Genomic DNA, 26,954 nt, shown 5'->3' on the forward strand with positions numbered 1-26,954 from the left:
AAACCCATTTTTGGTTACAAAGCTCACTCTTGCCTCAAAGCCCAAACTCGCTCCAAAGCCTATCTTCGCTCCAAAGCTTAATCTCGCCTCCAAAGCCCATTCTCTCCTCAAAGCCAACTCTCTCCTCAAAGCCAACTCTCTCCTCAAAGCCAACTCTCCTCAAAGCCAACTCTCTCCTCAAAGCCAACTCTCTCCTCAAAGCCAACTCTCTCCTCAAAGCCAACTCTCTCCTCAAAGCCAACTCTCTTCGCAAAGCTCGTGTATTAATAAAGACATGTATTCCGCAAAGCCGATTTTCGGATTGGTAAACCGACTTAGATAGTGAGCGTGTTGTGATCGAAAAAATTGGGAAAATAATACGTGATGGCATTGACTTTAAATTTGGGCGGCATTTAAAATTCATATTCCCGCAGCTGGTGGGAAAAACGTGATGCAGTGTGTGTCACGACAACTGATAGGTGAGAGGTCGCGGCGGTCGGCCTCCCTCCCGTTGATAACCATTCATAAGGAAATAATGCCGCAAAATTTGAATTCCCAGTCGAACGAAAAAATCAGTCAACCAACGCTGACCAACTCAGGTGCGACTGACATGAGCGTTGAGGGAGAGGAACTGCAGATCTGTGAAGGCGCAGATGCAGGGTGTGCTAACGATGACTCGCTGGATTGCAAGACAGTCCTGGCGCAAGTCTTCGAGCGTGCAGCGGGGGGCGATTGCGGAGCCCCTTTTAGCCCAGAGGCTTTGACGGTCTTGTTGCATCTGCGCGATACGGACGCTGCTGAGTTCGTGCGCGTGAGGACACAACTCAAGGAAGCCAACAAAAAAATTCCATTGGCCCACCTGGATCGGGAACTTCGGCAGCACGCGAAGGCGGCTAAAGAGGTGTACCCGTCGCATCATGGCTATGCCAAGGATGCCTTGACCCGCCTTGCTGTGCATGAACACATGCCAGTATCGGTAGGGGGTTGTCTATTCGTGCCCAGCCCGTACTCTGCGCTGTGGAGTGACTGCCCAATGGGCACGCTCGCAAGGCTCACTGCCGAACGGCACGACGGCGGGGAGAACTGTTTTCGGCATGAGGACTACAGCAGCATCGTTTTGCATGCGGTATCCATCGCGTCGGATGAAGCTTTCTTTCAGAAAGCGCCGCTGGGCGTAGCTTGCAAGGACAGCTTTTTCAGCGTACAGGACAACCGGATCCACAAAGACACGCTCAGTCTTTCTCACCGTCAATGCGAAGCGCTCGAATACGAGCCAGCTGACGTGCCGACACCGCTGTTCAACGCGTTGCTGCACGACACATTCAAATCTTCTGTAGCGGGGGAGGAAGAAGAGCAGACGCGTGTCCTCCAAGAGGTGGCGGGGGCCATCATCCTTGGCCTCGGGGCTCGGTATCAAAAGGCGGTCTGCTTTTTTGATCGCTATGGCCGTGCTGGCAAGGGAACAATGCAGTCCATCTTCCAAAAGCTGCTGCCCCAGAATCTGGTATCAGCCGTACCACCCACTCATTGGAGTAGGGAGTACTACGCGGCCAAGCTGTGTGGCAAACGCCTGAATGTCGTGGGGGAGATGCCCGACGACATCACCATTCCAGCAGCGGAATTCAAGAGTGTCCTGGGTGGAGACCAGGTGATTGCGCGCAACCCTGCCGGGCAACCGTTCACGTTTCAGAACAGTGCAATGCATCTGTTCAGCACTAACCACCACATCCCCACGCGGGATCACACCGAGGCTTTTTATGCCCGCTGGCTGCTGATCGATTTTCCGAACAGCCTGCTGAAGTCTGGCCGCACGCCGGATCCGCAACTAGCCCAGCGAATCATCTCGCAGGAGATGTCCGGCATCGCTTACTGGGCGCTTGAGGGGGCCAAGAGACTCTTGGAGCAAGGCCGCTTTTCGTCATCCAAGGCCCACGATCGGCTGATGGCGGAGTGGCGGCGCAGTGCCAGTTCGATTGACGAGTTTCTTCACGAGTGCTGTGCTACGGGCTCCACATTGAAGGTTCGTCGGGCGGCGCTCTATGTGTCCTACAAAGAGTGGTGTCTGGAAAACGGCCGAAAGCCTTTCGCCAAGAGTAAGTTCGCGGACTTGCTTTCGCACAACCTGGCGGTAGATGTGCATCTGTCGGTCCTCGATGGCAACGAGATCTGGCGCGGGATCGACATGAAGTCGGCTACGCCAGCGGCAGCCGGTATCGGGCTGGATCCGCTTATTGACTTCTAACCCCCTGGACGGGGCGGGAGTGGGAAAAGTGGCTTTTTCCCCTGCGGACCTTGGGTAGAGCGGCGGGTCGGTGGGGTATCTGCCTGCAACCCCTCTCCATCCCTGGCGTTTCGCCAAGCGGACTTCCCTGAATGCTCAGAGGTCGTTCCGCAGGCTGTGCTCTGTGTTCGCAGTTCGCGCTTTCTCTCTGGGATTCGCCGTCCCTGTACACACCCACATCCCATGCACCCGCCTCCATGCTGGGTGTGTGGCCTTCCTATTTCTTATGTATCCCAGAAAGGAATCTGCTTCTGAACCCATGCCAACCATCCTGCATGCATGTACGCGTGCAGCCCTTTTCAACTTTCCCAACCCTCCAAGGAGACGCGTCATGCCCAATGTGAACCTCGATGCCCACTTTGTCCGGGATGCTGTCTGCCAGGAAGGGCGGGACAAGACCGACTACTACGACAACGCCATCACCGGCTTCATCCTGGAAGTCCGTGCCACCGGAGGAAAGACGTACAGCCTTCGGTACCGTGACCCCTACGGGAAACAGCGCCAGCACAAGATTGGTGATGCCAAAGCCATTACGTTCGACAAGGCGCGGCAGGCTGCAGAAAAGCTCCGATCCAAGGTCGTGCTGGGAGAGAACCCTGCCGAGGACAAGAAGGCCCTTCGCCAAGTGCCCACGCTCGCAGAGTTCGTCCGCGACAAGTACATCCCTCACATCCATCTGCACAGGAGAAATTTCCAATCCACCATCAGCTTTTTGAACCTCCACATCCTTCCTCGCTTCGGTGCACTGCATCTCGATCAGATCACCTCCACGATGATCTCGGAAGCCCATCAAGGCATGCGCAGCAAGGGGTATGCACTGGCGATGGCGAACAAGCTGCCCATCCTGTTCAAGATCATGTTCAATTTGGCCAAGAAGATGAGAGTGCAGGGCGCTTCATCGAATCCTGCCAACGAGGTGACGCTGTTTCAGGCCAACAATGCGAAAGAGCGCTATCTGAGCAGCGAGGAGACCGTACGGCTGCACGAGGCACTGGCCCAGAGCGAGAACACCCAGCTCAAGCACATCGCGGCGTTGATGCTGATGTTTGGTTGCCGCAAGCGGGAACTGCTGGACGCCAAGTGGGAGCACTTCGATATGGAGCGGCGCAACTGGCGCATTCCCATGTCGAAGTCCGGGAAGGCCCGCAACATCCCCATCTCTGCGAAAGCGATGGAGTTGCTGCAAGGGCTGCCGAGGTGGAATGGGTGTCCATATGTCGTGCCGAACCCCAACACCCTCAAGCCGTATGGCAATCTGTTCTGCGCGTGGGATACGGCACGCAAAAGAGCGGGCCTGCCTGATCTTCGGATGCACGATCTACGGCACAGCTTTGCCAGCAATCTGGTGAACGCAGGCCAGTCCATCTATGTGGTGGGCAAGCTGTTGGGGCATTCCCAGGTCAAGACGACGCAGCGTTACGCACACTTGTCTGATGCCACATTGCATGCCGCCGTGGACGCCGCAGCCAATGCCGCCATTGGTCCAGGACTGGAAAGCCAAAGGGCCAGCGCGTAGCGGAAAAACTGGGCAAAATTTTCCCCCTCCACCCCTCAGCGGAAACGACGGCTGGGTTGGGTGGGTGGTGGGAGAGCCATGGTCCGGGGAAAGGAAAGGCGTTGATTCCATTGGGCATCGGAATCCGGCATAGAAACTCGGGGTGGGGGATGGGTGGGTGGTGCTGAAAAGCAACCTGAAAAAGGTGAAAAAATCCTTGCAAATCTTCAACTTACGAGGATCTTTGGCCTGTTCAACACGTTCCAGTTCGCCCATGCATACGCCCAGGGCGAAGGGATGAAGCACTACACCGAAATGGTGCAAGAGCCAGAATTCGCAGCACGCGAAAAGGGCTACACCTTCGTGTCGCACCAGCAGGAAGTGGGCGCAGGCTACTTCGACGACGTGACCACGGTGATCCAGGGCGGCTCGTCCTCCGTGAAGGCCCTGACGGGTTCGACCGAAGAAGAGCAGTTCCACTGATCTGAAATCCCCCGTACAGGGGATGAGCAGACAGTAAGAGACAGCAATACAAAAGGCCACCCTTCGGGGTGGCTTTTTTCCTTTCGTCTGGTGTTGGACGCATCGGGGCCGGGCGGTACGCGCACATGGGCTTTGCGCGGTCTTTCCGGGGAGTTCGCCCCGTCAGTGCACAGTGATGGGACGGGTAATTGCCGAAACGTCGCAATCCAGTGGGCCCAGCGTCGACGAAATGGTGGCGCCGTAGGCTTGGCTTGCGGGCATGGTCAGTGTCCATTCCAGATCGTAGTAGTTGGAACCAAGGTACCGGGCGTGCGCGGTGGTCAGGGGCTTTTTGTACTCGGCGCCCTGCACCTTCCAATGGGCCTGTTGTTCGATGGGGTAGTCCCTGCCGCACCGCAAGGCAACACGCACGATGGTTTCTGGCGCAGGCGGGAGGGTGAGGGTCAGGCCTTCTGCGAGTCGTGCTGGCAGGAAGGTCATGTAGTCGATCTTTTTGTTGGACAGGACATTGTTTTCTGCCTTGCCATTGACCAGCGCACCATTGTTGCGGACTGCATAAATCGCGCTGGCGCCCACTGTGGTCATGGCCTGCAAGCCTTTGGTGAAGTCGAACCGGAGTGCATCGTGATCGTTGGCGATGAAATAAAGGGTCTGCGGAACCTGTCCTGGCGCAGCTGGAGAGGGGCAGGGCGCGTCGAGCGTCCGGTTGACGGCGTTGCCCATCACCATGGGGTCCAGGCCGATGACTTGGTCCTGGCAAATCCCTCGGCTCGACAGGCCGTCGCGCATCGCATGCAGGTACTTGAATGTGTACCCCGGAATCTTGTATTCCAGGGGTTCCAGTTTGGGGAAAAACAGCGATGCAAGCAGGAGATCGTATTTGCCCCTTTTCTCGAACTGAAGGTAAAGGTTCAGATGGGCGACGACAACGAGGACCAAGGATGTTGCGGCTATGGCATTGAAGTGCCCGGTCGAAAGTGACGCTTTTTCGCTGGCGCGCGCCAAACCATGGGCCGCCAATACTGCAAGCCACGGGTGCACCACGTCCAGGTGCCAAAAAGCGCCCTGGCTTAGAAAAGCCATGGAAACGATGAACCACAGCACCGTGGTGAGCAATATCCAGCGGAGGGTCCGCTCTTTTGCTGCAAAGACGATGCCCAGCAACACCCCTCCCAGCATCAGAGTCAGGTGAAAGGCCGTCAGTGCGCCCAGTCCACTGATGGCCGGCTGGATGCTCTCAATGGCGCTGTAGGGCATCAGGAAAACGTCACGCCATTTGTCCATGTCCAACAGATTGCTGAGCCAGGCATGGCCGGAGGCTGTGGCGGCCGACGCAGGCGCGGGCGACAACAGCTTCGAGACGGCCCCTGATTGGCTTCCCCACACGGCTGTCATCCCTGCAATGAGGAGCAGGGAAGCCAGCGTTCTACGGTTCAGGAGAACCTGGTAGTTCAGCAGTGCGTAGGCTCCCAGGCCCAGCAACAATGGCGCTGCAGAGGGGTGGATTTGTACAAGCAGGAATGCCGCAAGCGGAAGCAACAGCCCATCGTGGCGGTGCTGTTGCGCAAGGCTGATGAACAACCCCAGGACCACATTGCTCAATGTCATCACCAGAGCAGGATTCCAGGCGCTGTGGGTGTAGAAAGACGCAAAGATGGGGAATGCCAGCACTGCATAGGCAAGTGCACATCTGGAACCCAACTGTGCGTGGATGACGCGGAGCAGATACCAGACCGACAGCGCAAACAGAGCGCCGAATGTGATGAAGATCGCAGCCTCGGTGTCCCTGACCAGAAGGGGCAGGGCGAGCAGGTAGTAAAAACCTGGCGGCAGGTTGAAACGTTCCCCGAACAGCGGAGGACCGTTGAGCGGCCATTCCTGGTGATGGATCAGTCTGCGTGCTATTTCCACGTCGCGGATCTGGTCAGGGCCGTGGAATGTAATGTCAAAGAAGTAGACCTGTATGGCCCCCAGGATGGCGACAAAGATCAGCGCTATCCAGTAGCTTGATGTTCGCTGGCGGGTCATCAAAGCGGCTGTCTTCATGTCTACCTTTTTGATCGTCTTGTTGCTGGGGGCTGCGCCCTGTTCCTCGAAGGGCAAGAGAGCCCAAGACCCCTGTTGCGCGGGGTGTGATGGGCCGTTGCCAGAGCTTGTTTAGGGCATGTCCGAGGTCTTGTGCGTGAAGGTCCAGGCGTTGTTGAGAAGGAAATTGTTCAGTGCCACGGCGCCCACAGCTACAAACGCCCCCCAGCCGTACCACAGGCCCAGAAAATCCGTGAACAGCTTGATGATGAGGATGTTCAGCCCCAGCCCGATAAGCGACACGATGCAGTACCTGATCAGCGAAGCCCAGTAGCTGCCAACGTATCCAAAGGTCCAGATCCTGTTCATTCCGTAGGAGATCAGCAGTGCAAATACAAACCCTGTGGTGGTGGCAACGACCGGCCCTGTTAAGCCAAGCTCCACCAGCAGGAACAGGGTGGACATGTGCACTACGGCACCGATAACACCCACAACGCCATAGCGAAGCAGTTTGGAAAAGGAGGGCATGAGGGCAATGGTGAATGTGAAATAGCGGTGCCGTGACCCCCGCGTGGTGGAGAAAGAAGGGTCAGTGCGACATGGAGCGCTCAGGCGTGCGGCCTGCGTTGCCGGATCAAGGGCTGGCGGGGTTGTCGGGTTGGTTCAGAGGCAGCTTCTGGGAGACGATGTAGCGGGGTCGTTGTTTGACCTCGTCATAGATGCGCGCGAGATACTCCCCGATGATTCCGAGGCCAATCATCAGTGAGCTGCCGATGATCAGTAGCAGCAAGATGACGGTGGTAAAGCCGTTGATCGCCGCTCCCGACAACTTCATGTACACCGTGTGCATCCCCAGCATGACGGAAAATGCGAAGAAGAGCACACCAAAGATTGTGATCAGGTGCAGTGGAAAAGTGCTGAAACTTGTGACGGCAACGGCCGCAAGGCGAATCAGGCCAAAGACAGACCATCCCGAATCTCCAGCGATGCGGGGCTCCACCTCGAAGGGGATCTGCGTAGACCGGAACCCCATCCAGCTGATCATGCCGCGAAAGAAGACGTTGCGTTCTTTCATCGTGCGATACGCCTCGATGACCCGTTGATCAAGCAGTTTGTAGTCGGACGCGCCGTTCAAGTCGTGGCCGGAGAACGCCCGCAAAATAAGATAAAACAGTTTTGCCCGTGCAGCAGAGAGGCTGGATTCGTCGCCCCGGCTGGATTTGACCGCTTCCACGATGTCGAACTCGCCAGTGCGCCAGGTTTCGATCATGGTCGGGAGCAGGGAAGGAGGGTGCTGCATGTCGCCGTCCATGATGATCACCGCCTTGCCTCGTGCCGCCTCCAGGCCTGCCGACACCGCCGCTTCCTTGCCAAAATTGCGACTCAGGCGCAGACCCCGCAACCGGGCCATGGTTTGAGAGATGGCGGTAATTTCATTCCATGTGTTGTCTTTGGACCCATCATCCACCACCACGATTTCCCAGGTGGAGGCTGACACAGCCAGAAATTTCTCGACCTCCCGCAAGGTGAAGCGGATGCCGGCTTCTTCACAATAGACAGGGATGACAACGGAAATCTCAGGGTGCATAAACATTCTCATAAAGCCGATCCTGGCCGAAGATCAGCTACGAGCCAGTGTGGGGGGTGTACCGAAGTGCTGCCTTGGGGTGTGGCTGCGCAATCGGTGCTAGCGGGGTGCTGTTGCTTGACGCCCGTGTTACCGGGACGCCTGGCTTGGTGACGCCCCAGTGCAGGACTTTCTCACATTTCGACGCACCGACTGTAGTTGCCAGATTGACTACCGCCAAAAATCATCGCACAGTTTTGCTCATGGGGCGGGCGTGTTCATGGGTGCTCCAGTTGTGTAAGCGAAACGTCTTTGATGATGTGCGCAAGCGCGTTGTCTGGGCAATCGATCCCGGGGCGGGGGTAAAATGCCAAAAATTCCACTTACAAGAGCGAGAAAGGCAATCTGGTTATGACACCGCGAACTACATCGGAGATGTTGACTGGCCGTTAAGGCTGGCTGTTCGCGCCTGCACGAGATTGCACTCCTCATCCAGAAAGCGCGGACCCGTTCCGCGCTTTTTTGTTTCGGGGCCTGGCGCGTGCCCGCATCCATTGCACTGATTGAAAAGAAAGAGTTACTCCCATGATTCACATCACGCTTCCTGATGGCTCGCAGCGCGAATTCCAGGGTCCTGTCACGGTGGCCGAAGTGGCGGCCTCTATCGGCACCGGTCTGGCCAAGGCGGCTCTGGCCGGCAAGATTGACGGCAAGGTGGTGGACACCAGTTACCAGATCACGGCCGACAGCCCGCTGTCCATCATCACGGCCAAGGATGCCGATGGCCTGGAGGTCATTCGCCACTCCACAGCCCACTTGCTGGCCTATGCCGTCAAGGAGCTGTTCCCGGAAGCCCAGGTGACCATCGGCCCGGTGATCGAGAACGGTTTCTTCTACGACTTTGCGTACAAGCGCCCCTTCACGCCTGAGGACCTGGTGGCCATCGAAAAGCGCATGGCCGAACTCGCCGCCAAGGACGAGCCCGTGGTACGCCGCGTTCTGCCGCGCGACGAGGCCGTGGCCTATTTCAAGGGCCTGGGCGAGCACTACAAGGCCGAGATCATTGCGAGCATCCCCAGCAATGAAGACGTGAGCCTGTACCGCGAAGGCAATTTCGAAGACCTATGCCGTGGCCCCCACGTGCCCAGCACGGGCAAGCTGAAGTTCTTCAAGCTCATGAAGGTAGCGGGCGCCTACTGGCGTGGCGACCACCGCAACGAGATGCTGCAGCGTATTTATGGCACGGCCTGGACTTCCAAAGAAGAACTGCAGCAGTACCTCACCATGCTGGAAGAGGCCGAAAAGCGCGACCACCGCAAGCTGGGTCGTGAACTGGACCTGTTCCACATGGATGAGCATTCGCCCGGCACCGTGTTCTGGCACCCCAAGGGCTGGGCTTTGTGGCAAGAGGTGGAGCAGTACATGCGCCGCGTCTATCGCAATAACGGCTACCAGGAGGTCAAGGGTCCACAGATCCTGGACAAGAGCCTGTGGGAGAAAACGGGCCACTGGGACAAGTACCGCGACAACATGTTCACGACCGAGTCGGAAAAGCGCGAGTACGCGCTCAAGCCGATGAACTGCCCCGGCCACATCCTGATCTACAAGCAGGGGATCAAGAGCTACCGCGACCTGCCATTGCGCTACGGCGAGTTCGGTGCCTGCCACCGCAATGAGCCTACGGGCGGCCTGCACGGCATCATGCGCGTGCGCGGCTTCACGCAGGATGACGGGCACATTTTCTGTACGGAAGAGCAGGTGCTAGAAGAGTGCGCCAACTACACGGCGCTGGTGCAGAAGGTCTACAAGGACTTTGGCTTTACCGACATCATCTACAAGGTGGCCACACGGCCCGAGGCACGCATTGGCACGGACGAGTCGTGGGACCGCGCGGAGAAGGCGCTGATGGATGGCCTGCGCCATTCGGGTTGCGAGTTCGAGATTGCCGAAGGCGAAGGTGCGTTCTATGGTCCGAAAATCGAGTACACGCTCAAGGACGCGCTGGGCCGTCAATGGCAGTGCGGCACGATGCAGATCGACCCCAACCTTCCCGAGCGTCTGGACGCCGAATACGTGGCCGAAGACGGCAGCCGCAAGCGCCCACTGATGCTGCACCGTGCAACCGTGGGCAGCATGGAACGGTTCATTGGCATGCTGATCGAACACTATGCCGGGGCGTTCCCGGTCTGGCTCGCTCCGGTGCAGGTTGCGGTGCTCAACATCACCGACGCACAGGCCGATTACTGTCGCGAAATTGCCGCAAAACTGCAAAAAGCACTTCCGAATCAAGACCTTAGGGTGGCGGTCGATCTGCGCAACGAAAAGATTACGTATAAAATACGTGAGCATTCGTTGCAAAAGCTGCCGTACATCCTTGTCGCGGGCGACAAGGAAAAGGCCGCAGGAGCCGTCGCAGTGCGCGGCCGGGGCAATCGTGACCTCGGCGTGATGTCTGTTGAAGCGTTCGCTGAGCTGATCGCCCAAGACATTGCCACCAAAGCCTGATTTTTAGTGAAAACATGCTTCGGCGCCTGCCATGTGTACGGTTGTAGCTACAAAGTTTGTAGTATTTTGATTGAAGGAAGATAGCCATCGCTACTGAATTTCGTGATCGTCGCCACCGTGAAGAGCGCAAGCACCGCCTGAACCGTGAAATCATGGCTCCGGAGGTCCGTCTTTCGGGTCCTGATAACGAGCCTTTGGGGGTTGTCAGTCTGATGGAAGCCCTGCGCATGGCGGGCGAGTTGGATGTGGATCTGGTGGAAATCGCCGCTACGGCGAACCCTCCAGTGTGCCGCCTCATGGACTACGGCAAGTTCAAGTACCAAGAGCAAAAGCGTGCGGCGGAAGCCAAAGCCAAGCAAACGGTCATTGAGATCAAGGAAGTCAAGTTCCGTCCGGGCACGGACGATGGCGACTACAACATCAAGATGCGCAACATCCGCCGTTTTCTGGCGGATGGCGACAAGTGCAAGATCACGCTGCGATTCCGGGGGCGCGAAATCACGCACCAAGAACTGGGCTTGGCTTTGCTGAACCGGATTCGTGACGAATTGGCAGACAGCATCATCATCGAGCAGTTTCCCAAGTTGGAAGGCCGCCAGATGATCATGATGATTGCCCCGGGCAAGAAAAAGCCTGCTGGTGCCAAGCCAGCAGCAGAGGTTGCTCCGGCAACGGGCACCGCAGCCTGAAGTTGTGCGGGTTGGTATGAGATTTTGAATGCTGCTCCGTCATCGGGGCAGGGTTCAAAAAGGCAGTGTTTCGGCACTGCTGAGCGAAGGGTGCGAACCCTTCGATAAAAGTGGCTCGGGGCCAACAAGTTTGCAGATCGGTTTGCAAACGCCTCACGAGCACAAACAAAAGGAGCATTCACATGCCCAAAATGAAGACCAAGAGCAGCGCGAAAAAACGTTTCCGCGTTCGTCCCGGTGGCACCGTCAAGCGCGGTCAAGCCTTCAAACGTCACATCTTGACCAAGAAGACCACCAAGAACAAGCGCCACCTGCGTGGTGCAGTTGCTGTGCATGAGACCAACATGGGCTCGATCGCACAAATGCTGCCCAGTGCTGGCCTTTAATAACGACGAACAAGGAGTACATACATGCCTCGCGTCAAACGTGGTGTAACGGCCCGTGCCCGTCACAAGAAAGTTCTCGCCCTTGCCAAGGGCTTCCGTGGTCGCCGCGGTAATGTCTACCGTATCGCCAAACAGGCGGTAATGAAGGCTGGGCAATATGCCTACCGTGACCGCCGCACCAAGAAGCGCGTGTTCCGCCAGTTGTGGATCGCCCGTATCAACGCCGCTGCCCGTGAACTGGGCCTGACCTACAGCCAGTTCGCCAACGGCCTGAAGAAGGCATCCATCGAGATCGACCGCAAGATGCTGGCCGACCTCGCCGTGCACGACAAGGCTGCCTTTGGCAGCATCGTGAACCAAGTCAAGGCCAAGCTGGCTGCTTGAGATCACGATGAGCGGCTATCGTTCTGATAGCTGCTTGCGCAATAACAGCAAGGGCTAGAGCTTGAAAAGGCGCTAGCCCTTGTTTATTTTTCACGAGCGATAAAGAGTCGTATGAACGAGTTGGATTCCCTGGTCGAGAGCGCGACGCAACTGTTTGCCCAAAGCGCCACCCCCGCTGATCTGGAAAACGCCAAGGCGCAGTTTCTGGGCAAGTCGGGCCGCGTGACCGAGCTGATGAAGGGCATGGCGCAGCTGTCCGTCGAGGAAAAAAAATCCCGTGGCGCAGCCATCAATGTGGCCAAGCAAGCCATTGAAGCCGCACTGACCGCACGGCGCCAGGCGCTGGCCGACGCAGAATTGCAGCTTCAGCTCAAGGCCGAGGCATTGGATGTGAGCCTGCCAGGCCGCCATCGCGGGCAGGGTGGTCTTCACCCGGTGTCCCTCACGCTTGAACGCATCCAGGGCATCTTTGGCTCCATGGGTTTTGACGTCGCCGAAGGCCCCGAGATCGAAACCGACTGGTTCAACTTCACCGCATTGAATACGCCGGAAGACCACCCTGCGCGGTCCATGCATGACACGTTTTATGTCGAGGGCGGCACTGCCACTGCCCCCAACCTGCTGCGCACGCACACCAGCCCCATGCAGATCCGCCACGCGGTGCAGCATGTCAAAAAGCACCGTGCCGCGCTGGATGCCGGCCAGGCGATGCCCGAGATCCGCGTCATTGCGCCGGGCCGCACCTACCGGGTGGACAGTGACGCCACGCACTCGCCCATGTTCCACCAGTGCGAAGGCCTGTGGGTTGGCGAAAACGTGAGTTTCAAGGATCTGAAGGTCATCTTCACGGATTTTTGCCGCACGTTCTTCGAGAGTGACGACCTCGTGCTGCGCTTCCGTCCCAGCTTCTTCCCCTTCACGGAGCCCAGCGCCGAGATCGACATCCAGTTCCAGACGGGCCCATTGGCCGGCCGTTGGCTGGAGGTGGCTGGCTCGGGCCAGGTGCACCCCAACGTGGTGCGCAACATGGGCCTCGACCCCGAAAAGTACATCGGCTTTGCCTTTGGCATGGGACCGGACCGCCTGACCATGTTGCGCTATGGCGTGAACGACCTGCGCCTGTTCTTCGACGGCGACATTCGTTTCCTGTCGCAGTTCCAATAAAGCAAAAAAGTGAGCTGCTAGCGCTTGATTTCAATGGGTTTCATCGCCTTTTGACATTGAAATAAAGAACAGACAAGCGCAAGCAGCTATTTTTTTCAGAGCAAACGCCAAAGAATCTCTTCACTATGCAATTCCCTGAGTCCTGGTTGCGCGAATTTTGCAACCCACCGCTGACCACCCAAGAACTGGCCGACACGCTGACCATGGCGGGTCTGGAAGTTGAAGAATTGCGGCCCGTGGCGCCGCCTTTCACGAAAATTGTGGTCGGCGAAATCAAGGAAGCCGTTCAGCACCCGGACGCCGACCGCTTGCGCGTGTGCCAAGTGGACGTGGGGCAGGGGGCCTTGCTGAATATCGTGTGTGGTGCTCCCAACGCCCGTGTGGGCATCAAGGTGCCTTGTGCGCTGGTGGGGGCCGAACTGCCGCCGGGTGATGACGGCAAGCCGTTCCTTATCAAGGTGGGCAAGCTGCGCGGTGTGGAAAGCCAGGGCATGTTGTGCTCGGCGCGCGAACTCAAGCTGTCCGAGGACCATGGCGGTTTGCTCGAACTCGATGCTTCTGCGCCGGTGGGCCAGGACATCCGTGAACACTTGAACTTGGATGACACGCTGTTCACCCTCAAGCTCACGCCCAACCTGGCGCATTGCCTCAGCGTCTATGGGATTGCGCGCGAAGTGTCCGCACTGACCGGGGTGCCGCTGCAGCAACCCTCGTTCCCCGCCGTTGCTACCAAGCTTGCCGACCGGTTGCCGGTCAAGGTGAGCGCTCCTGACCTGTGCGGCCGCTTTTCCGGCCGCATCGTGCGCAACGTGAACACGCGGGCTGCCACGCCCCAATGGATGCTGGATCGCCTGGCCCGTTGCGGCCAGCGTGGTGTGTCGCCGTTGGTGGATATCTCCAACTATGTGATGTTTGAGCTGGGGCGCCCATCTCACATTTTTGATCTGGACAAGATCCACGGCGGCCTGGATGTGCGCTGGGGCAAGCCCGGTGAACAGCTCAAGCTGCTCAACGGCAACACCATCACCGTGGACGACAAGGTGGGTGTGATCGCCGACGACAGCCAAGTCGAGTCGCTGGCGGGCATCATGGGCGGCGACGCCACGGCAGTGTCCGACGATACCCAGCACATTTACATCGAGGCCGCCTTCTGGTGGCCCAAGGCGGTGGCAGGGCGCTCGCGCCGCTTCAACTTCTCGACCGACGCAGGCCATCGCTTTGAGCGGGGTGTGGACCCGAGCCTGACAGTGGAGCACATCGAGCGCATCACACAGCTTGTGATTGATATCTGCGGTACGCCTGACACGGTATGTGGCCCCATGGATGATCAGGCGGTGAATCTGCCGGTACCCCGGCCGGTCGCACTGCGTGTCGCACGTGCGGCCAAGGTCATCGGTATGCCCCTCACCCAGGCGCAATGCGCTGATGCATTGCAGCGTCTGGGGCTGCCCGTGGTGCAGGGCGAGGGTACGCTCACCGTCACGCCACCGTCGTTCCGGTTCGACGTCACGATCGAGGAAGACCTGATCGAAGAAGTGGCGCGCATGGTGGGTTACAACAACCTCCCCACCACCCCACCGCTGGCGCCCATTACGCCCAAGTTGCCGGCCGAGGCCACGCGCAGCCCGTTTGCGGTGCGCCGTTCATTGGCAGGCCTGGGGTACCAGGAGACGATCAACTTCAGTTTTGTGGAAGAGCGTTGGGAGCACGAACTGGCCGCCAACACACAACCCATCAAGCTGCTGAACCCCATTGCAAGCCAGATGAGCGTGATGCGCTCTACCTTGTTGGGTTCTCTGCTACAAGTTTTGAAGTTCAATCTGGACCGCAAAGCACAGCGTGTGCGGGTGTTCGAACTGGGCCGCGTGTTCCTGCGCGACGCGAGTGTGCGCAACACGGACACCACCGTGGAGGGCTTTCATCAGCCTATGCGAGTGTCAGGCCTGGCGTATGGCCCGAACGACACCTTGCAATGGGGCCGCAAAGAGCAGGCTATCGATTTCTTTGACGTGAAGGGCGATGTGGAGGCGCTCCTGGCGCCTGTGGAGGCCATGTTTGAACCTGCGACCCATCCTGCCATGCACCCCGGCCGGTGTGCGCGCGTGCTGGTGAATGGGCGTGCCATAGGTTTTGTGGGCGAGTTGCACCCTCAGTGGCGCCAGTCGTGGGATTTGCCACAGGCGCCTGTGATGTTCGAGCTGGAGCTCGATGCCGTGCTGCAACGCGTAGTGCCCCAGTTCAAGCCAGTGGCCAAGCATCAGGCTGTTGAGCGTGATCTGGCCGTAGTGGTGGCCGAGCGCGTGACGCACGCCGACATCATGGGTGCGGTGGAGCAGGCCGTTCCCGATGGCATGCTGCGGTCTGCCGTGCTGTTTGACGTGTACCGGCCCAAGGCACTGCGTGCCGGTGAAGAGACCCCCGCAGGTGGCCTGGCTCCCGGCGAGAAGAGCCTGGCTGTGCGTCTCACTCTGGGGCGTGACGAGGCCACGCTCACAGAGGCCGAGATCGAGGCGGCGGTGCAAGCCGTGGTCGCACAGCTGGCGCAGCGTGCGGGCGCACGGCTGCGGATGTGACGATGTCCAAAGGGAGTGATAAATCATGATCGAATTCGCAGTCGAAAGCCTGGAGACCCCAGCGCTGACCAAGGCGCAGCTGGCCGATCTGCTGTTCGACCAAATCGGCCTGAACAAGCGCGAGTCCAAGGACATGATCGATGCGTTCTTTGACCTGATCTCCCAGAGCCTTGTGGAGGGCAAGGATGTCAAGTTGTCGGGCTTCGGCAACTTTCAGATTCGGACCAAGGCTCCACGACCTGGTCGTAATCCGCGCACGGGCGAGGCCATTCCGATCAAAGCACGCCGGGTCGTGACGTTTCATGCCAGCAGCAAGCTCAAGGAGCAGATCCAGACGGCCGCTGCCTCGTGAATTTGTGCGCTTTTTGTGACCAGAATGTTGCCGATGGCTGGCGGTCTGTGCGCGTCTGCAGTACGCTAGTCGGCTGTTCGGTTTGAATCCACAACCCATGGGCACCCCGCTTCCTTCCATCCCTGCCAAGCGCTACTTCACGATTGGTGAGGTCGCGGAGTTGTGTGGCGTCAAGCCCCATGTTTTGCGCTATTGGGAGCAGGAGTTCACGCAGTTGCGTCCCATGAAGCGGCGCGGCAATCGGCGCTATTACCAGCACCATGAGGTGTTGATGATCCGCCGCATCCGCGATCTGCTGTACGACCAGGGGTTCACGATCAGTGGTGCACGCAATCGTCTGCAGGAGCTTGCGCATCCGGCCCGCGATGATTCCGGAACCGACGCTGCATTGAATGGTGATGGCCTGGATTCCCAGATGCCCAGCATGCTGGTGGATAGCGCGCGTGACCTTTCCATCGAGGCGATGGGGTTCACCCTGGACTCCAATGCGGTGCGCAAAGAATTATTTGAGATTCGTGCGCTGCTTTCTCTGAACTGAGGTTTTTTGTGCATATAATCTAAGTCTTGTCGGCGTGTAGCGCAGCCTGGTAGCGCACTTGCATGGGGTGCAAGGGGTCGCGAGTTCGAATCCCGCCACGCCGACCATTGATAGCAAAAGCCCAGAACCGAAAGGTTCTGGGCTTTTTTGCTTGAGAGGGCGCTCAGAGGTATCCCTGAATGATTTGTACCATGCCTCCTGACCGCTGCACTCTTAGGGCTTGTTGCGCGGGCTTGCCGCCAGGGAGCGCGCTGTGTGCTGATTGAAAACAGGTGATGGCCCGCCGGGGCGGAGGACTTTCATGATCGATGGACTCGTGGCCGGAAGGCTTTACGGTGATTCCGAGCAGCGTACCGACAAGGCTGGAAAGCCTTTCACTGTGGCCAAGGTGCGTGCAAACACGGCGGATGGCGAGTTGCTTTTTGTGAATGTGATTGCGTTTGAGGCGGGTGTTTGCGCTGCCATTCATCACCTGCGCGATGGGGATTCACTCGCGCTTTCGGGCAGCATCACACCGAGAGTCTGGACGGACAAGCAGGGCAACACCCGGCCTGCATTGGATATGGTGGCGCACCGTCTGCTTGCGCTCCACGGAGATTGAAACAGGACGCTGCTGAGTGGCGGACTTGAAGCGGGGCAACGGTGTATCCCTGTGGGTTTGGGCAACCGGCTTCAGGCGCTTGTGGGGCACCGCAGATATCAAGTCGGGCTTTGTGGCATGGATGTGGTTTTTATAAATCCCAGCGCTTTGAGTTCTTCTTCGTCCAGATGCAGCTCCGTCAATTCCGGTTGCCGTGCCTCCACGGCACGCCTGCGTTCGTAGTTGCTGGGAGGGCCTTTTTCTGTTTGTCGGCGGTCCTGCCCGTTGCGTCTGTCGGTGTTGACTCTCCGGTCGGTGTTCATACTGGTGCTCATGCTGGTGGGGTCATGGGTATTGATGGGGGCTGGGGCTGTCGGTGCTTCATGAACGTGATGCTCGGTGGTTGCCAGTCGCCTCCGTCCTGCCGTGCCAGTCTGCCGGAGCTCGCTTTGTTTGGAAATGAAAAGATGACCGCAAGGCAAGGTGGGTTGCAAGGGTGACACTGCAGATGCTTTGGTGAATCGGAAGATTCCAAAGTGTCCACCGCCCAAGCCTTTGCCAAAGCCTGGCGACTCCAGTCCTTGCAGCTCGCTACCGGTATGGGTGATTGCCCTGATTTGGTGAGGTGCTGCACTGCATTGATGCATTCCGCCACCGGGCGGTACTCCAGAGAACGATCCGGTCAGCCCTACCTGGTCCGCCCACAGGGGCTTGGCATGGCCTCGGATGGTGCGGCATGAATATTGCGATCCCCTTCCGTGTCTGCTGGTGAAGCTGCCTGCGGACTGATCGATACCCTCCGCTAATGATGGCGGAACACCCGAGTGAGTTGCGGCTTTTTTTGCAGTCGCCCGCTTGGTAGTTCCAACCCACGCCCGTGGTTCCGCGGAGGGTGTGCTGTGCCGCTGGCATGGCACATCCTGCACCCCTCGAAACGGTTCCCCGGGTTCTTGCAGGATGAGCAAGCATGAAAATCGTTCTCATTGGCCACGGCATGGTCGGCCACAAGTTCCTCGAAAGTCTGGCCGAAACCGGCATGACTGGTGTCGAGGTCACCGTGCTGTGCGAGGAGCCGCGCCCTGCCTACGACCGGGTGCATCTATCGGCCTTCTTCAGTGGCACCTCGGCCGATGAACTTTCGCTGGTCGAACCCGGCTTCTTCGAGCGCACCGGCTTCACGTTGCGCCTGGCCGCGCGCGCTGCATCGGTGGACCGTCGCATCCGCACCGTGACCACGGCGGATGGCGAAGTGCTCACCTACGATAAGCTGGTGTTGGCCACCGGCTCCAATCCCTTCGTGCCCCAGGTGTCCGGACGCGACCGCGATCACTGCTTTGTCTACCGCACCATCGAGGACCTGGAGGCCATGCAGGCCTCGGGTGCCAAATCGAAGACCGGCGTGGTCGTGGGCGGGGGGCTGCTGGGCCTGGAATGCGCGAAGGCGCTGCGCGACATGGGCCTCGAAACCCATGTGGTCGAGTTCGCTCCCAGGCTCATGGCTGTTCAGGTGGATGAGGGCGGGGGCCGCGTGCTGCGCGCCAAGATCGAAGAACTGGGCGTGCAGGTGCACACCGGCCGCAATACGCAGGAGATCACCGATGGCGCCCGCGCACGCCACCGCATGGTGTTTGCTGACGGCACCTGGCTGGAGACCGACATGATCGTGTTCTCCGCTGGCATCCGCCCACGTGACGAGCTGGCGCGCCAAAGCCTGCTGGCCATTGGCCCGCGCGGCGGTGTGGCCATCGACAGCGCCTGCCGTACCAGCGACCACGATGTCTACGCCATCGGCGAATGCGCCTCGTGGAACGAGCAGACCTTCGGCTTGGTCGCGCCCGGCTACGACATGGCGCGTGTGGCCGCCCGCCACATCGCGGGTGAGACCGACGCGGCTTTCGTCGGTGCGGACATGAGCACCAAGCTCAAGCTCATGGGCGTGGACGTAGCCAGCATTGGCGACGCGCATGGGAAAACGCCGCACAGCCGCACCTGCCAGTACGTGGACGAGCGTCGCCAGGTCTACAAAAAGATCGTCATCAGCGAGGATGGCAAGCAGCTGCTGGGCGCCGTGCTGATCGGCGATGCCTCCGAATACGGCACGTTGCTGCAGATGGCCCTGAACGGCATCACGCTGCCCGATGACCCCGAGTTCCTGATTTTTCCGTCCAGCGACGGCAAGGCCAAGCACGGATTGGGCGTGGAGGCCCTGCCCGACACGGCACAGATCTGCTCGTGCAACAACGTCACCAAGGGTGGCATCTGCGAAGCCGTGGGCAATGGGGCGTGCACCATTGCCGAGATGAAGGCCTGCACCAAGGCGGGTGCCACCTGCGGCGGCTGCGTGCCCCTGGTCACCCAGGTCATGAAGGCGGAAATGGCGCGCCGTGGCATGGCCGTGAACAACCACATCTGCGAGCACTTCGCTTACTCGCGCCAGGAGATCTACCACCTGGTGCGTGTGGGCCAGATCAAGAGCTTCGAGGACCTGCTGGCAAAGCATGGCAAAGGCATGGGCTGCGATATCTGCAAGCCCGTGGCGGCCAGTGTGTTCGCCTCGTGCTGGAACGAATTTGTGCTCAAGAAGGAGCTGGCCGGCCTGCAGGACAGCAACGACTACTTCCTGGGCAACATCCAGAAGGACGGCACCTACTCGGTGGTGCCACGCATGCCCGGTGGCGAAGTCACACCCGACGGCCTGATCGCCGTGGGCCAGGTGGCCAAGAAATATGGGCTGTACACCAAGGTCACGGGCGGTGCGCGCGTGGACATGTTTGGTGCGCGGGTGGAGCAGTTGCCGTTGATTTGGGAAGAGCTGATCGCCGCCGGTTTTGAATCCGGCCACGCCTACGGCAAGTCGCTGCGCACCGTGAAGAGCTGTGTGGGCTCCACGTGGTGCCGCTACGGAGTGCAGGACAGCGTGGGCTTGGCCGTGGAACTGGAGAACCGTTACAAGGGCCTGCGTGCCCCGCACAAGATCAAGTTCGGTGTGTCGGGCTGCACGCGCGAATGCGCCGAGGCGCAGGGAAAGGACATTGGCGTCATTGCCACTGAAAAGGGCTGGAATCTCTACATCTGTGGCAACGGCGGCATGAAGCCGCGCCATGCCGAACTGTTTGCATCGGACCTGACGAAGGAAGACCTGGTGCGCATGATCGACCGGGTGCTGATGTTCTATGTGCGCACGGCAGACCGGCTGCAGCGCACCAGCACCTGGCGCGAAAACCTCGAAGGGGGCCTCGACTACCTCAAGGACGTGCTGCAAAAAGACAGCCTGGGCCTGTGCGCCGAGCTTGAATCGCAGATGCAGCACGTGGTGAACACCTACCAGTGCGAGTGGAAGGCGGCCGTGACCGACCCCGAGACGCGCAAGCGCTTCCGCTCGTTCGTGAACAGCGACCAGGCCGATGAGAACGTGCTCTTCGTCGAAGAGCGCGGCCAGATCCGCCCGGCGCGCGCCGATGAGCGTGGCCCTGTGTCGGCCAGAGTGATCCCCATCCGCCAGGCGGCCTGAAAGGAATAGACCATGAGTGCACTCCCCATGAACAGCACCGATTCACTCGACTGGACCGACATCTGTGCGGTGGATGACATCCTCCCCAACACCGGCGTCTGCGCCCTGGTCGCCGATCTCCACGTGGCGGTTTTTCGCACTGGCAGCGACCAGTTCTTCGCCATTGACAACGTGGATCCCAAGTCGGGCGCCAGCGTGCTGTCGCGCGGGCTGATCGGCAGCCTGAGCGGCCGCGTGGTGGTGGCTTCACCGCTGTACAAGAACCACTTTGACCTGCAGACCGGCGAATGCCTGGAAATGCCGGAGCATTCGGTTCGCACCTACAGCGTACGTGCCGTACGTGGTCGTGTCAGCGTGGCCGGCGCGCCGGCAGCCTGAGACAATCGCATCCACGTCGCGGCACTCCGGCTGCGCCCTAAACAACCCAGGAAACCTGCATGCCCGACCTCGCGGCGCCCTTGTCCGTATCGAACCTTGTCCTGCGTTCCAAGCAACTGGAGATTGATGCTGTGCGCCATCTGGCCAGTCGGGCTGAACTGGTGGATGTGATCGGGCAACTGATCCAGGGCCTGCAGCGCGAGCGGGGCGCTTCAGGGGCCTTCCTGGCCTCCAAGGCACAGCGTTTTGCCGACATGCGCCTGCGGGTGGTCGAAGAGGTGGGCCCCTTGGAGGCCCGGCTGCGTGAAGTGTTTGCTCAGCACATCGAGCCTGCACAGGGCGCCACTGCCAAGGCGCTGTCGCTGATGGCATGGGCGCTGCTCGGGATGGAGTCGTTGCCAGCGCTGCGCACCCAGATCGAGCGTCAGGCAATGAGTGCCAACGATTCTGTCGCCGCATACAGCCACCTCATTGCAGGGCTGATCGAGTTGGTCTTCCATGTAGCCGATGCGGCGGGTTTGCCCAGCGTGTCTCGCCTGCTGGTGGCGTTGCTGCACCTCGTGCAAGCTGAGGAAGAGGCGGGCCAGGAGCGGGCTTTGGGCGCCTTGCTGTATGCCTCCGGCCGCAGCAACGAGGCGCACCAGCAGCGTGTGATTCACCTCATCGATGCGCAGGAGCGTAGCCTGCGTGTCTTCGCCGAGTTCGCCGAGCCAGAACTGCGCGTGCGATGGGAGCAACAACAGCTATCTCCCGGTGTGGCCAAGTTGGAGCGCTTGCGCCGAACGCTGTGTGTGGCCCGGCCAGACGCTGCGCTGGACGGCGATCTCAGTGACATCTGGTTCGATGTTTGTTCCGAGCGCATCAATGCGCTGTGGCACCTCCAGGTCGATCTCGTCAAACGCTTGCGGGCGGACTGCGAGGCGCGCATCCTCGAAGCTCAGCAAGACCTTCAGGACTCCAAAGGCCTGCTGCGCGGACTGCGCGACAACCCGCCGCAGCGTACGCATGCCGTGGATCGGTTTTTTGACATGGCACTGGCGCCCACTGTGGTGCCAGCACCTCCGGGTGGCGCCCAAGCGGGGGAACCCGCATCTCTCATGGAGCTGCTGCAGACCCAGACGGCCCGCATGGCCAGCATGGAAGCGGAGCTGGATGCTGCGCGCCGCACGCTCAACGAGCGCAAGGTCATAGAGCGCGCTAAAGGAGTGTTGATGGCCCGACTTGGCATGAACGAGGAGGTCGCCTTCAGAGTGTTGCAAAAAACCTCGATGGACCAGAACCGCCGCCTGCTGGAGGTAGCCGAGGCCACGTTGTCGCTACCGGACCTTGCATTCGCGCAACAGGGGCAGAGGGATCCCAGGCCTTGACCTTGGCTGGGCGCAGGATGGTCGCGAGCCCTGCCTGGTCTTGTCGGTGGCGTTGCTGACCGGTGTCACAACGTTTACGCCACGATGTAGTGCAACAAGGATTTGCACAGCAATCGCATGCAAAAAGCCCCTGACTCTTGCGAATCAGGGGCTTTCATTTGGTGCCGGAGAGATGAATCGAACACCCGACCTTCTCATTACGAATGAGCTGCTCTACCGACTGAGCTACACCGGCGTAGCCTCGAATTATAGCGTGGAATGGTAGCTGGTCACGCGCTCGACCTCATTTTTTGAGCCGAGGATCACGCTGACACGCTCATGGAGCTGGGTGGGCTGGATGTCGAGGATGCGTTGCTTGCCATTGGTAGCGGCGCCGCCAGCTTGCTCGACGAGCCAGCCCATGGGGTTGGCTTCATACATCAGGCGCAGCTTGCCGGGCTTGTTGGGCTCGCGCTTGTCCCAGGGGTACATGAAGACGCCGCCACGGGTCAGGATGCGGTGCACATCGGCCACCATGCTGGCAATCCAGCGCATGTTGAAGTCCTTGCCGCGCGGGCCGTCCTTGCCCTGCAGGCATTCGTCGATGTAGCGCTTCACGGGCTCGTCCCAGTGGCGCATGTTGCTCATGTTGATCGCAAATTCCTTGGTGTCCTCGGGAATGCGCACGTTTTCTTCGGTCAGCACGAAGGAGCCCTGTTCGCGGTCGAGTGTGAACATGGCTACGCCATCGCCCACGGTGAGCACCAGCGTGGTCTGCGGGCCGTAGATGCAGTAGCCTGCGGCCACTTGCTGGGTGCCGGGCTGCAGGAAGTCGCCTTCCTCCACGCCGCGGTCACCATCGGGCTTTTTCAGCACGCTGAAGATGGTGCCGATGCTCACGTTCACATCGATGTTGCTGGAGCCGTCCAGGGGATCGAACAGCAGCAGGTATTCGCCTTGCGGATAGCGGTTGGGCACCAGGTAGATGCCGTCCATTTCTTCCGAGGCCATGGCCGCCAGGTGGCCGCCCCATTCGTTGGCTTCGATCAGCACCTCGTTGGCGATGATGTCGAGCTTTTTCTGGATCTCGCCCTGCACGTTTTCGCTGCTGGCCGTGCCCAGCACGCCGCCCAGCGCGCCTTTGTTCACGGCGTGGCTGATGCTCTTACAGGCGCGTGCCACCACTTCCAGGAGCAGGCGCAGTTGCGAGGGGATGAGTCCGTCCACCCGTTGCTGTTCAACAAGGTAGCGGGTCAGGCTGATGCTTTTTGCCATGTCGGTCTCTTCTCGGTCGTGGTTTATTCGGCGAGTGCGCGGGTCACCACCTCGCGCACGTCGTTGGACAGATCCGGCTTGGCGGCTACCCGGGCAATGGCTTCGCGGGCGGCGCTGCGCCAGGGGTCTGCCAGCTTCTTCCAGCGGTCGAGCGCGCGCGCGAGGCGGGCAGCGACCTGCGGGTTGATGGCGTCCAGCTCGATCACACGGTCGCTCCAGAACACGTAGCCTGCGGCATCCGACCGGTGGAAGGCGCCGGGGTTTGCACTGCAGTAGCTGAAGATCACGCTGCGTGCGCGGTTGGGGTTCTTCAGGCTGAAGTCTGGATGCGCCATGAGCTGGCGCACTGCGGGCAGCACGTTGCCGCCACGGTCGGGCGCACCGGCCTGCAGCGCAAACCACTTGTCGATGACCAGGGGCTCGTCCTTGAACAGCGTATGAAAGCGGGCGAGGGCGGGTGTGGCCAGTTCGCTGCCGCTGGCCACCAGGGCAGTCAGGGCGTTGAAGCGGTCCGTCATGTTGGTGGCCACCTTGAAGCGTTGGTACGCCTTGCCGGGCCAGACCACGTCGCCCGTCTTCTGCGCGGCGATGCACAGCATGTGCAGCGCCAGCCCGCTGAGTGCGCGGCGGCCCGAGGACACAGGATCGGGACTGTAGCCACCGGTGTCCTGGTTCTGCTCCCAGGCCGCTTCCCAGTCGGCCTGCAGCGACAGGGCCAACTGCTCGCGCATGGCTTCGCGCACGGCATGGATGCGCTGTGGGTCCACCACCGCAAGCTGCTCTGCAATGTAGGTTTCGGATGGCAGCGTGAGCACCAGCTCCTTGAAGGCCGCGTCGAGCGCTGGATTGCGCAGCACGCTGCGCATGGCATCCACAAATTCCGCAGCAAGAATTTGATGGTCAAATTGGCCACTAGCGCTTGTCCCCATTGCGCTATCAGCTATTGCATTGATAGCGGTGCGAAGCGCAAGGCGTTGCCCTGCTTCCCAGCGGTTGAAGGCGTCGGCGTCGTGCGCCAGCAGGGTGAGCAACTGTGCATCGGTGTAGTCGATGTCCAGCACCACCGGGGCGCTGAAACCGCGCAGCAGCGACGGCACCGGCTCGGCGTCCAGGTTGGTGAAGGTCAGGGTCTGCGATGCCTCGGTGAGCACCACCACGCGCGAGGTGGTGGGGGCTGCGCCTTCTGCAGCGCCGTCACCCGCGAGGTGCAAGGGCAGGGCGGCACCGGTGGTGGCATCGATCAGGCCCAGCTCGACCGGGATGACGAAAGGCTGCTTCTCGCTTTGGCCGGGAGTAGGGGCACAGCTTTGCGACAGGGTGAGCGCATAGCAGCGCGTGGCCGCGTCGTAGCGGCCCGTGGCGCGCACGCGGGGCGTGCCGGCCTGGCTGTACCAGCGCTTGAACTGGGGCAAGTGCTGCGCCAGCGGGCTGCCCGGGTTGGCATCGGCGATGGCCTGCACAAAATCGTCGCAGGTCACGGCCTGGCCGTCGTGCCGTTCAAAGTACAGCTTCATGCCCTTGGCAAAACCTTCTCGGCCCACCAGGTTGTGCTGCATGCGCACCACCTCGGCACCCTTTTCGTAGATGGTGACGGTGTAGAAGTTGTTGATCTCGACGTAGCTGTCGGGACGCACCGGGTGGGCCATCGGGCCTGCGTCTTCGGGGAACTGTGCCGTGCGCAGCACACGCACGTCTTCGATGCGCTTGACGGCGCGGGCAGAGGGGCTGCCCGCGAGGTCCATGCTGAATTCCTGGTCGCGGAAGACCGTGAGGCCTTCCTTCAGGCTCAGCTGGAACCAGTCGCGGCAGGTCACGCGGTTGCCCGTCCAGTTGTGGAAGTACTCGTGGCCCACCACGCTTTCGATGTTGGCGAAGTCGGTGTCGGTGGCCGTGGATTCGCTCGCCAGAACGTACTTCGTGTTGAAGATGTTCAGGCCCTTGTTCTCCATCGCGCCCATGTTGAAGTCGCTGGTGGCGACGATCATGAAGCGCTCCAGGTCCAGCGGCAGGCCGAAGCGGGCCTCGTCCCAGGCCACGCTGTACATCAGCGAGTTCATGGCATGTTCGGTCTTGCCCAGATCGCCGGGGCGCACGTAGACCTGCAGCAGGTGGTCGGCGCCCGAGCGGCTCTTGATCTTCTGCTCGCGGGCCACCAGCTTGCCCGCCACCAGGGCGAACAGGTAGCAGGGCTTCTTGTGCGGGTCCACCCACTTGGCAAAGTGGCGGCCGTCTTCCAGCTCGCCGCTGTCCACCAGATTGCCGTTACTCAGCAGCACCGGGTACTGGGCCTTGTCGGCGCGCAGCGTGACGGTGTAGCTGGCCATCACGTCCGGGCGGTCCAGGAAGTAGGTGATGCGGCGAAAGCCCTCGGCCTCGCACTGCGTGAAGAAGGTGCCCTGGCTCACGTACAGGCCCATGAGCTGCGTGTTCTTGGCAGGGCAGCAGGTAGTGAAGATCTCTAGCGCAAAAGGCTCGCTGCCCTCAGGCAAATTCTCCAGCACCAGGCGGGCGCCTTCCATCTTGAACGAGGTGCCCTGGCCGTTGACCAGCACGCGTGCCAGGTTCAGGTCATCGCCGTCGAGCTTGAGTGGCTGCGCAGCCACATCGGGGTTGCGGCGCAGCGTCATGCGGTTGAGCACGCGGGTCTTGTTGGGGTCCAGGTCGAAGGTGAGCTCGACGCTGTCGATCCAGTAGGCGGGGGCCGTGTAGTCCTCGCGGCGGATGGCGGCGGCCGGGCCTGCGCCGTCTCCGCTTCCGTCTGCGCTATGCAGTTGCAACATGGATGCTCTCCAGAAAGTCGGTGTTCATGAGTTCGGTGTAGTCGCGCACGGCAGCCAGCACATGGGGCCCGGCCAGTTGTTCGGGCGTGTGGGTGCTGCAGATGGCCACGGCGCGCATGCCGGCGCGGCGTGCGGCCTCAATGCCAAAAGGCGCGTCTTCAAAAACGATGCAGTGCTCGGGGGCTGCCGCAATGCGGCGTGCCGCCTCCAGAAAGATGGCGGGCTGGGGCTTGCCAGGCAGGCCCTCGTCGCCGCGCACGATGGCCTGTGGGGCCGGTTCCAGGCCCAGGTGGCCCAGGGCGAATTCCACATTGCCGATGTCGCCCGCAGTACCCACGGCCACCTTGAGCCCGCGCGCGCGCACGTGGGTTGCGAACTGGCGAAAACCCGCCACTTCGGAAAAGCGGGGGGCGAACAGTTCGCGGTAGATGGTTTCCTTTTCGTGCGTGAGCGCGTCGGCCTCGTCTTGCGACACGGGGCGCCCCAGCAGCTCCACGATGCACTCGGTGCCGTTGCGGCCCGTGGTGCGTGCCATGAGATCGGGCACGTCAATGTCCATGCCACGGCGGCGTGCAAACTCGACCCACGCCTGGGCGTGCCAGGGCATGGAGTCGATCATGGTGCCGTCCATGTCGAAGATGATGGCGTCGGTGCGCATCCGCA

The 26,954-nt window shown here is 60.3% G+C and carries 22 protein-coding genes, 2 tRNA genes and 1 pseudogene; 16 read left to right on the plus strand and 9 right to left on the minus strand.

What is annotated here, in order from left to right; genetic code table 11:
* Window positions 1-34: 34 nt before the first annotated feature.
* Complete coding sequence (locus C8C93_RS04540) at window positions 35-235, minus strand: hypothetical protein (protein ID WP_147433728.1); 201 nt, start codon at window positions 233-235, stop codon at window positions 35-37.
* 279 nt (window positions 236-514) lie between these two features.
* On the opposite strand from C8C93_RS04540, the gene C8C93_RS04545 reads away from it, so the two are divergent.
* From C8C93_RS04545 to C8C93_RS04555, 3 genes and pseudogenes are all read left to right on the plus strand, one after another.
* The gene (locus tag C8C93_RS04545; RefSeq protein ID WP_158603242.1) at window positions 515-2,221 is read left to right on the plus strand and encodes a phage/plasmid primase, P4 family; all 1,707 of its coding nucleotides are present in this window, start codon (window positions 515-517) and stop codon (window positions 2,219-2,221) included.
* 370 nt (window positions 2,222-2,591) lie between these two features.
* Window positions 2,592-3,776, plus strand: coding sequence for a site-specific integrase (locus tag C8C93_RS04550; protein ID WP_121506055.1), 1,185 nt, complete (start codon window positions 2,592-2,594; stop codon window positions 3,774-3,776).
* Between the two features lie 231 nt (window positions 3,777-4,007).
* Window positions 4,008-4,238, plus strand: a pseudogene (locus C8C93_RS04555) (isocitrate lyase); the annotation flags it as partial.
* A gap of 162 nt (window positions 4,239-4,400) precedes the next feature.
* Here C8C93_RS04555 and C8C93_RS04560 read toward each other — a convergent pair.
* The 3 genes from C8C93_RS04560 to C8C93_RS04570 all read right to left on the minus strand — a co-directional run bounded on the left by C8C93_RS04560 (window position 4,401) and on the right by C8C93_RS04570 (window position 7,851).
* Window positions 4,401-6,284 carry a hypothetical protein gene (locus tag C8C93_RS04560; RefSeq protein ID WP_147433729.1) on the minus strand — a complete coding sequence of 628 codons (1,884 nt, stop codon included), beginning with the start codon at window positions 6,282-6,284 and terminating at the stop codon, window positions 4,401-4,403.
* Between the two features lie 111 nt (window positions 6,285-6,395).
* Window positions 6,396-6,791, minus strand: a complete 396-nt coding sequence (locus C8C93_RS04565) for a GtrA family protein (protein WP_055402691.1) — start codon at window positions 6,789-6,791, stop codon at window positions 6,396-6,398.
* Between the two features lie 106 nt (window positions 6,792-6,897).
* Complete coding sequence (locus C8C93_RS04570; protein WP_082437676.1) at window positions 6,898-7,851, minus strand: glycosyltransferase family 2 protein; 954 nt, start codon at window positions 7,849-7,851, stop codon at window positions 6,898-6,900.
* A gap of 564 nt (window positions 7,852-8,415) precedes the next feature.
* On the opposite strand from C8C93_RS04570, the gene thrS reads away from it, so the two are divergent.
* From thrS to C8C93_RS04620, 10 genes are all read left to right on the plus strand, one after another.
* Window positions 8,416-10,335 carry a threonine--tRNA ligase gene (gene thrS / locus C8C93_RS04575; RefSeq protein ID WP_121506057.1) on the plus strand — a complete coding sequence of 640 codons (1,920 nt, stop codon included), beginning with the start codon at window positions 8,416-8,418 and terminating at the stop codon, window positions 10,333-10,335.
* A gap of 80 nt (window positions 10,336-10,415) precedes the next feature.
* A complete protein-coding gene (infC, locus tag C8C93_RS04580; RefSeq protein ID WP_082437675.1) occupies window positions 10,416-11,024 on the plus strand; it encodes a translation initiation factor IF-3 in 609 nt (202 codons plus the stop codon).
* A gap of 182 nt (window positions 11,025-11,206) precedes the next feature.
* Window positions 11,207-11,410, plus strand: a complete 204-nt coding sequence (rpmI, locus tag C8C93_RS04585) for a 50S ribosomal protein L35 (protein WP_055402683.1) — start codon at window positions 11,207-11,209, stop codon at window positions 11,408-11,410.
* Window positions 11,411-11,434: 24 nt separating this feature from the next.
* Window positions 11,435-11,794: a 50S ribosomal protein L20 gene (gene rplT, locus C8C93_RS04590; protein WP_121420463.1), complete on the plus strand. Its 360-nt coding sequence runs from the start codon at window positions 11,435-11,437 to the stop codon at window positions 11,792-11,794.
* Window positions 11,795-11,905: 111 nt separating this feature from the next.
* Window positions 11,906-12,958, plus strand: coding sequence for a phenylalanine--tRNA ligase subunit alpha (gene pheS, locus C8C93_RS04595; protein WP_121506058.1), 1,053 nt, complete (start codon window positions 11,906-11,908; stop codon window positions 12,956-12,958).
* Window positions 12,959-13,083: 125 nt separating this feature from the next.
* Entirely contained in the window at window positions 13,084-15,531 is a 2,448-nt protein-coding gene (gene pheT / locus C8C93_RS04600) for a phenylalanine--tRNA ligase subunit beta (RefSeq protein ID WP_121506059.1), read from the plus strand.
* 25 nt (window positions 15,532-15,556) lie between these two features.
* Window positions 15,557-15,883 carry an integration host factor subunit alpha gene (locus C8C93_RS04605; protein WP_035198379.1) on the plus strand — a complete coding sequence of 109 codons (327 nt, stop codon included), beginning with the start codon at window positions 15,557-15,559 and terminating at the stop codon, window positions 15,881-15,883.
* Between the two features lie 97 nt (window positions 15,884-15,980).
* Complete coding sequence (locus tag C8C93_RS04610) at window positions 15,981-16,421, plus strand: MerR family transcriptional regulator (RefSeq protein ID WP_055402676.1); 441 nt, start codon at window positions 15,981-15,983, stop codon at window positions 16,419-16,421.
* 30 nt (window positions 16,422-16,451) lie between these two features.
* Window positions 16,452-16,528 (plus strand) — tRNA-Pro (locus C8C93_RS04615).
* A 194-nt stretch (window positions 16,529-16,722) separates the two neighbouring features.
* On the plus strand, window positions 16,723-17,022 hold the full coding sequence (locus tag C8C93_RS04620) for a single-stranded DNA-binding protein (RefSeq protein ID WP_055402674.1): 300 nt from the start codon (window positions 16,723-16,725) through the stop codon (window positions 17,020-17,022).
* Window positions 17,023-17,120: 98 nt separating this feature from the next.
* Here C8C93_RS04620 and C8C93_RS04625 read toward each other — a convergent pair whose 3' ends face one another.
* Window positions 17,121-17,324 carry a hypothetical protein gene (locus C8C93_RS04625; protein WP_082437674.1) on the minus strand — a complete coding sequence of 68 codons (204 nt, stop codon included), beginning with the start codon at window positions 17,322-17,324 and terminating at the stop codon, window positions 17,121-17,123.
* A gap of 644 nt (window positions 17,325-17,968) precedes the next feature.
* On the opposite strand from C8C93_RS04625, the gene nirB reads away from it, so the two are divergent.
* Genes nirB through C8C93_RS04640 form a run of 3 tightly spaced genes read left to right on the plus strand, consistent with a single transcriptional unit; the run spans window position 17,969 to window position 22,257 of the window.
* Window positions 17,969-20,512: a nitrite reductase large subunit NirB gene (gene nirB, locus C8C93_RS04630; protein WP_121506060.1), complete on the plus strand. Its 2,544-nt coding sequence runs from the start codon at window positions 17,969-17,971 to the stop codon at window positions 20,510-20,512.
* A 12-nt stretch (window positions 20,513-20,524) separates the two neighbouring features.
* Complete coding sequence (gene nirD / locus C8C93_RS04635) at window positions 20,525-20,890, plus strand: nitrite reductase small subunit NirD (RefSeq protein WP_228897937.1); 366 nt, start codon at window positions 20,525-20,527, stop codon at window positions 20,888-20,890.
* Between the two features lie 59 nt (window positions 20,891-20,949).
* On the plus strand, window positions 20,950-22,257 hold the full coding sequence (locus tag C8C93_RS04640) for a nitrate- and nitrite sensing domain-containing protein (protein ID WP_121506062.1): 1,308 nt from the start codon (window positions 20,950-20,952) through the stop codon (window positions 22,255-22,257).
* 159 nt (window positions 22,258-22,416) lie between these two features.
* Here the strand turns inward: C8C93_RS04640 and C8C93_RS04645 are convergent.
* From C8C93_RS04645 to C8C93_RS04660, 4 genes are all read right to left on the minus strand, one after another.
* Window positions 22,417-22,492, minus strand: a tRNA-Thr gene (locus tag C8C93_RS04645).
* Window positions 22,493-22,503: 11 nt separating this feature from the next.
* Entirely contained in the window at window positions 22,504-23,511 is a 1,008-nt protein-coding gene (locus C8C93_RS04650; protein ID WP_055402642.1) for a class 1 fructose-bisphosphatase, read from the minus strand.
* A 23-nt stretch (window positions 23,512-23,534) separates the two neighbouring features.
* Window positions 23,535-26,291 carry an aminopeptidase N gene (gene pepN / locus C8C93_RS04655; RefSeq protein WP_121506063.1) on the minus strand — a complete coding sequence of 919 codons (2,757 nt, stop codon included), beginning with the start codon at window positions 26,289-26,291 and terminating at the stop codon, window positions 23,535-23,537.
* Window positions 26,275-26,949 (minus strand): HAD family phosphatase, encoded by a 675-nt coding sequence (locus tag C8C93_RS04660; protein WP_121506064.1) that lies wholly within the window; start codon window positions 26,947-26,949, stop codon window positions 26,275-26,277. The genes pepN and C8C93_RS04660 overlap by 17 nt, the downstream gene beginning before the upstream one ends.
* Between the last annotated feature and the right edge of the window lie 5 nt (window positions 26,950-26,954).

The sequence above is a fragment of the Acidovorax sp. 93 genome, from assembly GCF_003633835.1.
Lineage (GTDB): Bacteria > Pseudomonadota > Gammaproteobacteria > Burkholderiales > Burkholderiaceae_C > Acidovorax > Acidovorax facilis.

Coding starts and splice junctions, on each gene's coding strand:
- C8C93_RS04550 (WP_121506055.1), top strand. CDS start 2,592: ATGCCCAATGTGAACCTCGATGCCCACTTTGTCCGGGATGCTGTCTGC.
- C8C93_RS04560 (WP_147433729.1), bottom strand. CDS start 6,284: ATGAAGACAGCCGCTTTGATGACCCGCCAGCGAACATCAAGCTACTGG.
- pheS (WP_121506058.1), top strand. CDS start 11,906: ATGAACGAGTTGGATTCCCTGGTCGAGAGCGCGACGCAACTGTTTGCC.
- C8C93_RS04640 (WP_121506062.1), top strand. CDS start 20,950: ATGCCCGACCTCGCGGCGCCCTTGTCCGTATCGAACCTTGTCCTGCGT.
- C8C93_RS04660 (WP_121506064.1), bottom strand. CDS start 26,949: ATGCGCACCGACGCCATCATCTTCGACATGGACGGCACCATGATCGAC.
- pepN (WP_121506063.1), bottom strand. CDS start 26,291: ATGTTGCAACTGCATAGCGCAGACGGAAGCGGAGACGGCGCAGGCCCG.
- rplT (WP_121420463.1), top strand. CDS start 11,435: ATGCCTCGCGTCAAACGTGGTGTAACGGCCCGTGCCCGTCACAAGAAA.
- C8C93_RS04620 (WP_055402674.1), top strand. CDS start 16,723: ATGATCGATGGACTCGTGGCCGGAAGGCTTTACGGTGATTCCGAGCAG.
- nirB (WP_121506060.1), top strand. CDS start 17,969: ATGAAAATCGTTCTCATTGGCCACGGCATGGTCGGCCACAAGTTCCTC.
- pheT (WP_121506059.1), top strand. CDS start 13,084: ATGCAATTCCCTGAGTCCTGGTTGCGCGAATTTTGCAACCCACCGCTG.
- rpmI (WP_055402683.1), top strand. CDS start 11,207: ATGCCCAAAATGAAGACCAAGAGCAGCGCGAAAAAACGTTTCCGCGTT.
- C8C93_RS04545 (WP_158603242.1), top strand. CDS start 515: ATGCCGCAAAATTTGAATTCCCAGTCGAACGAAAAAATCAGTCAACCA.
- C8C93_RS04650 (WP_055402642.1), bottom strand. CDS start 23,511: ATGGCAAAAAGCATCAGCCTGACCCGCTACCTTGTTGAACAGCAACGG.
- C8C93_RS04605 (WP_035198379.1), top strand. CDS start 15,557: ATGATCGAATTCGCAGTCGAAAGCCTGGAGACCCCAGCGCTGACCAAG.
- C8C93_RS04570 (WP_082437676.1), bottom strand. CDS start 7,851: ATGCACCCTGAGATTTCCGTTGTCATCCCTGTCTATTGTGAAGAAGCC.
- C8C93_RS04565 (WP_055402691.1), bottom strand. CDS start 6,791: ATGCCCTCCTTTTCCAAACTGCTTCGCTATGGCGTTGTGGGTGTTATC.
- nirD (WP_228897937.1), top strand. CDS start 20,525: ATGAGTGCACTCCCCATGAACAGCACCGATTCACTCGACTGGACCGAC.
- C8C93_RS04625 (WP_082437674.1), bottom strand. CDS start 17,324: ATGAACACCGACCGGAGAGTCAACACCGACAGACGCAACGGGCAGGAC.
- C8C93_RS04610 (WP_055402676.1), top strand. CDS start 15,981: ATGGGCACCCCGCTTCCTTCCATCCCTGCCAAGCGCTACTTCACGATT.
- thrS (WP_121506057.1), top strand. CDS start 8,416: ATGATTCACATCACGCTTCCTGATGGCTCGCAGCGCGAATTCCAGGGT.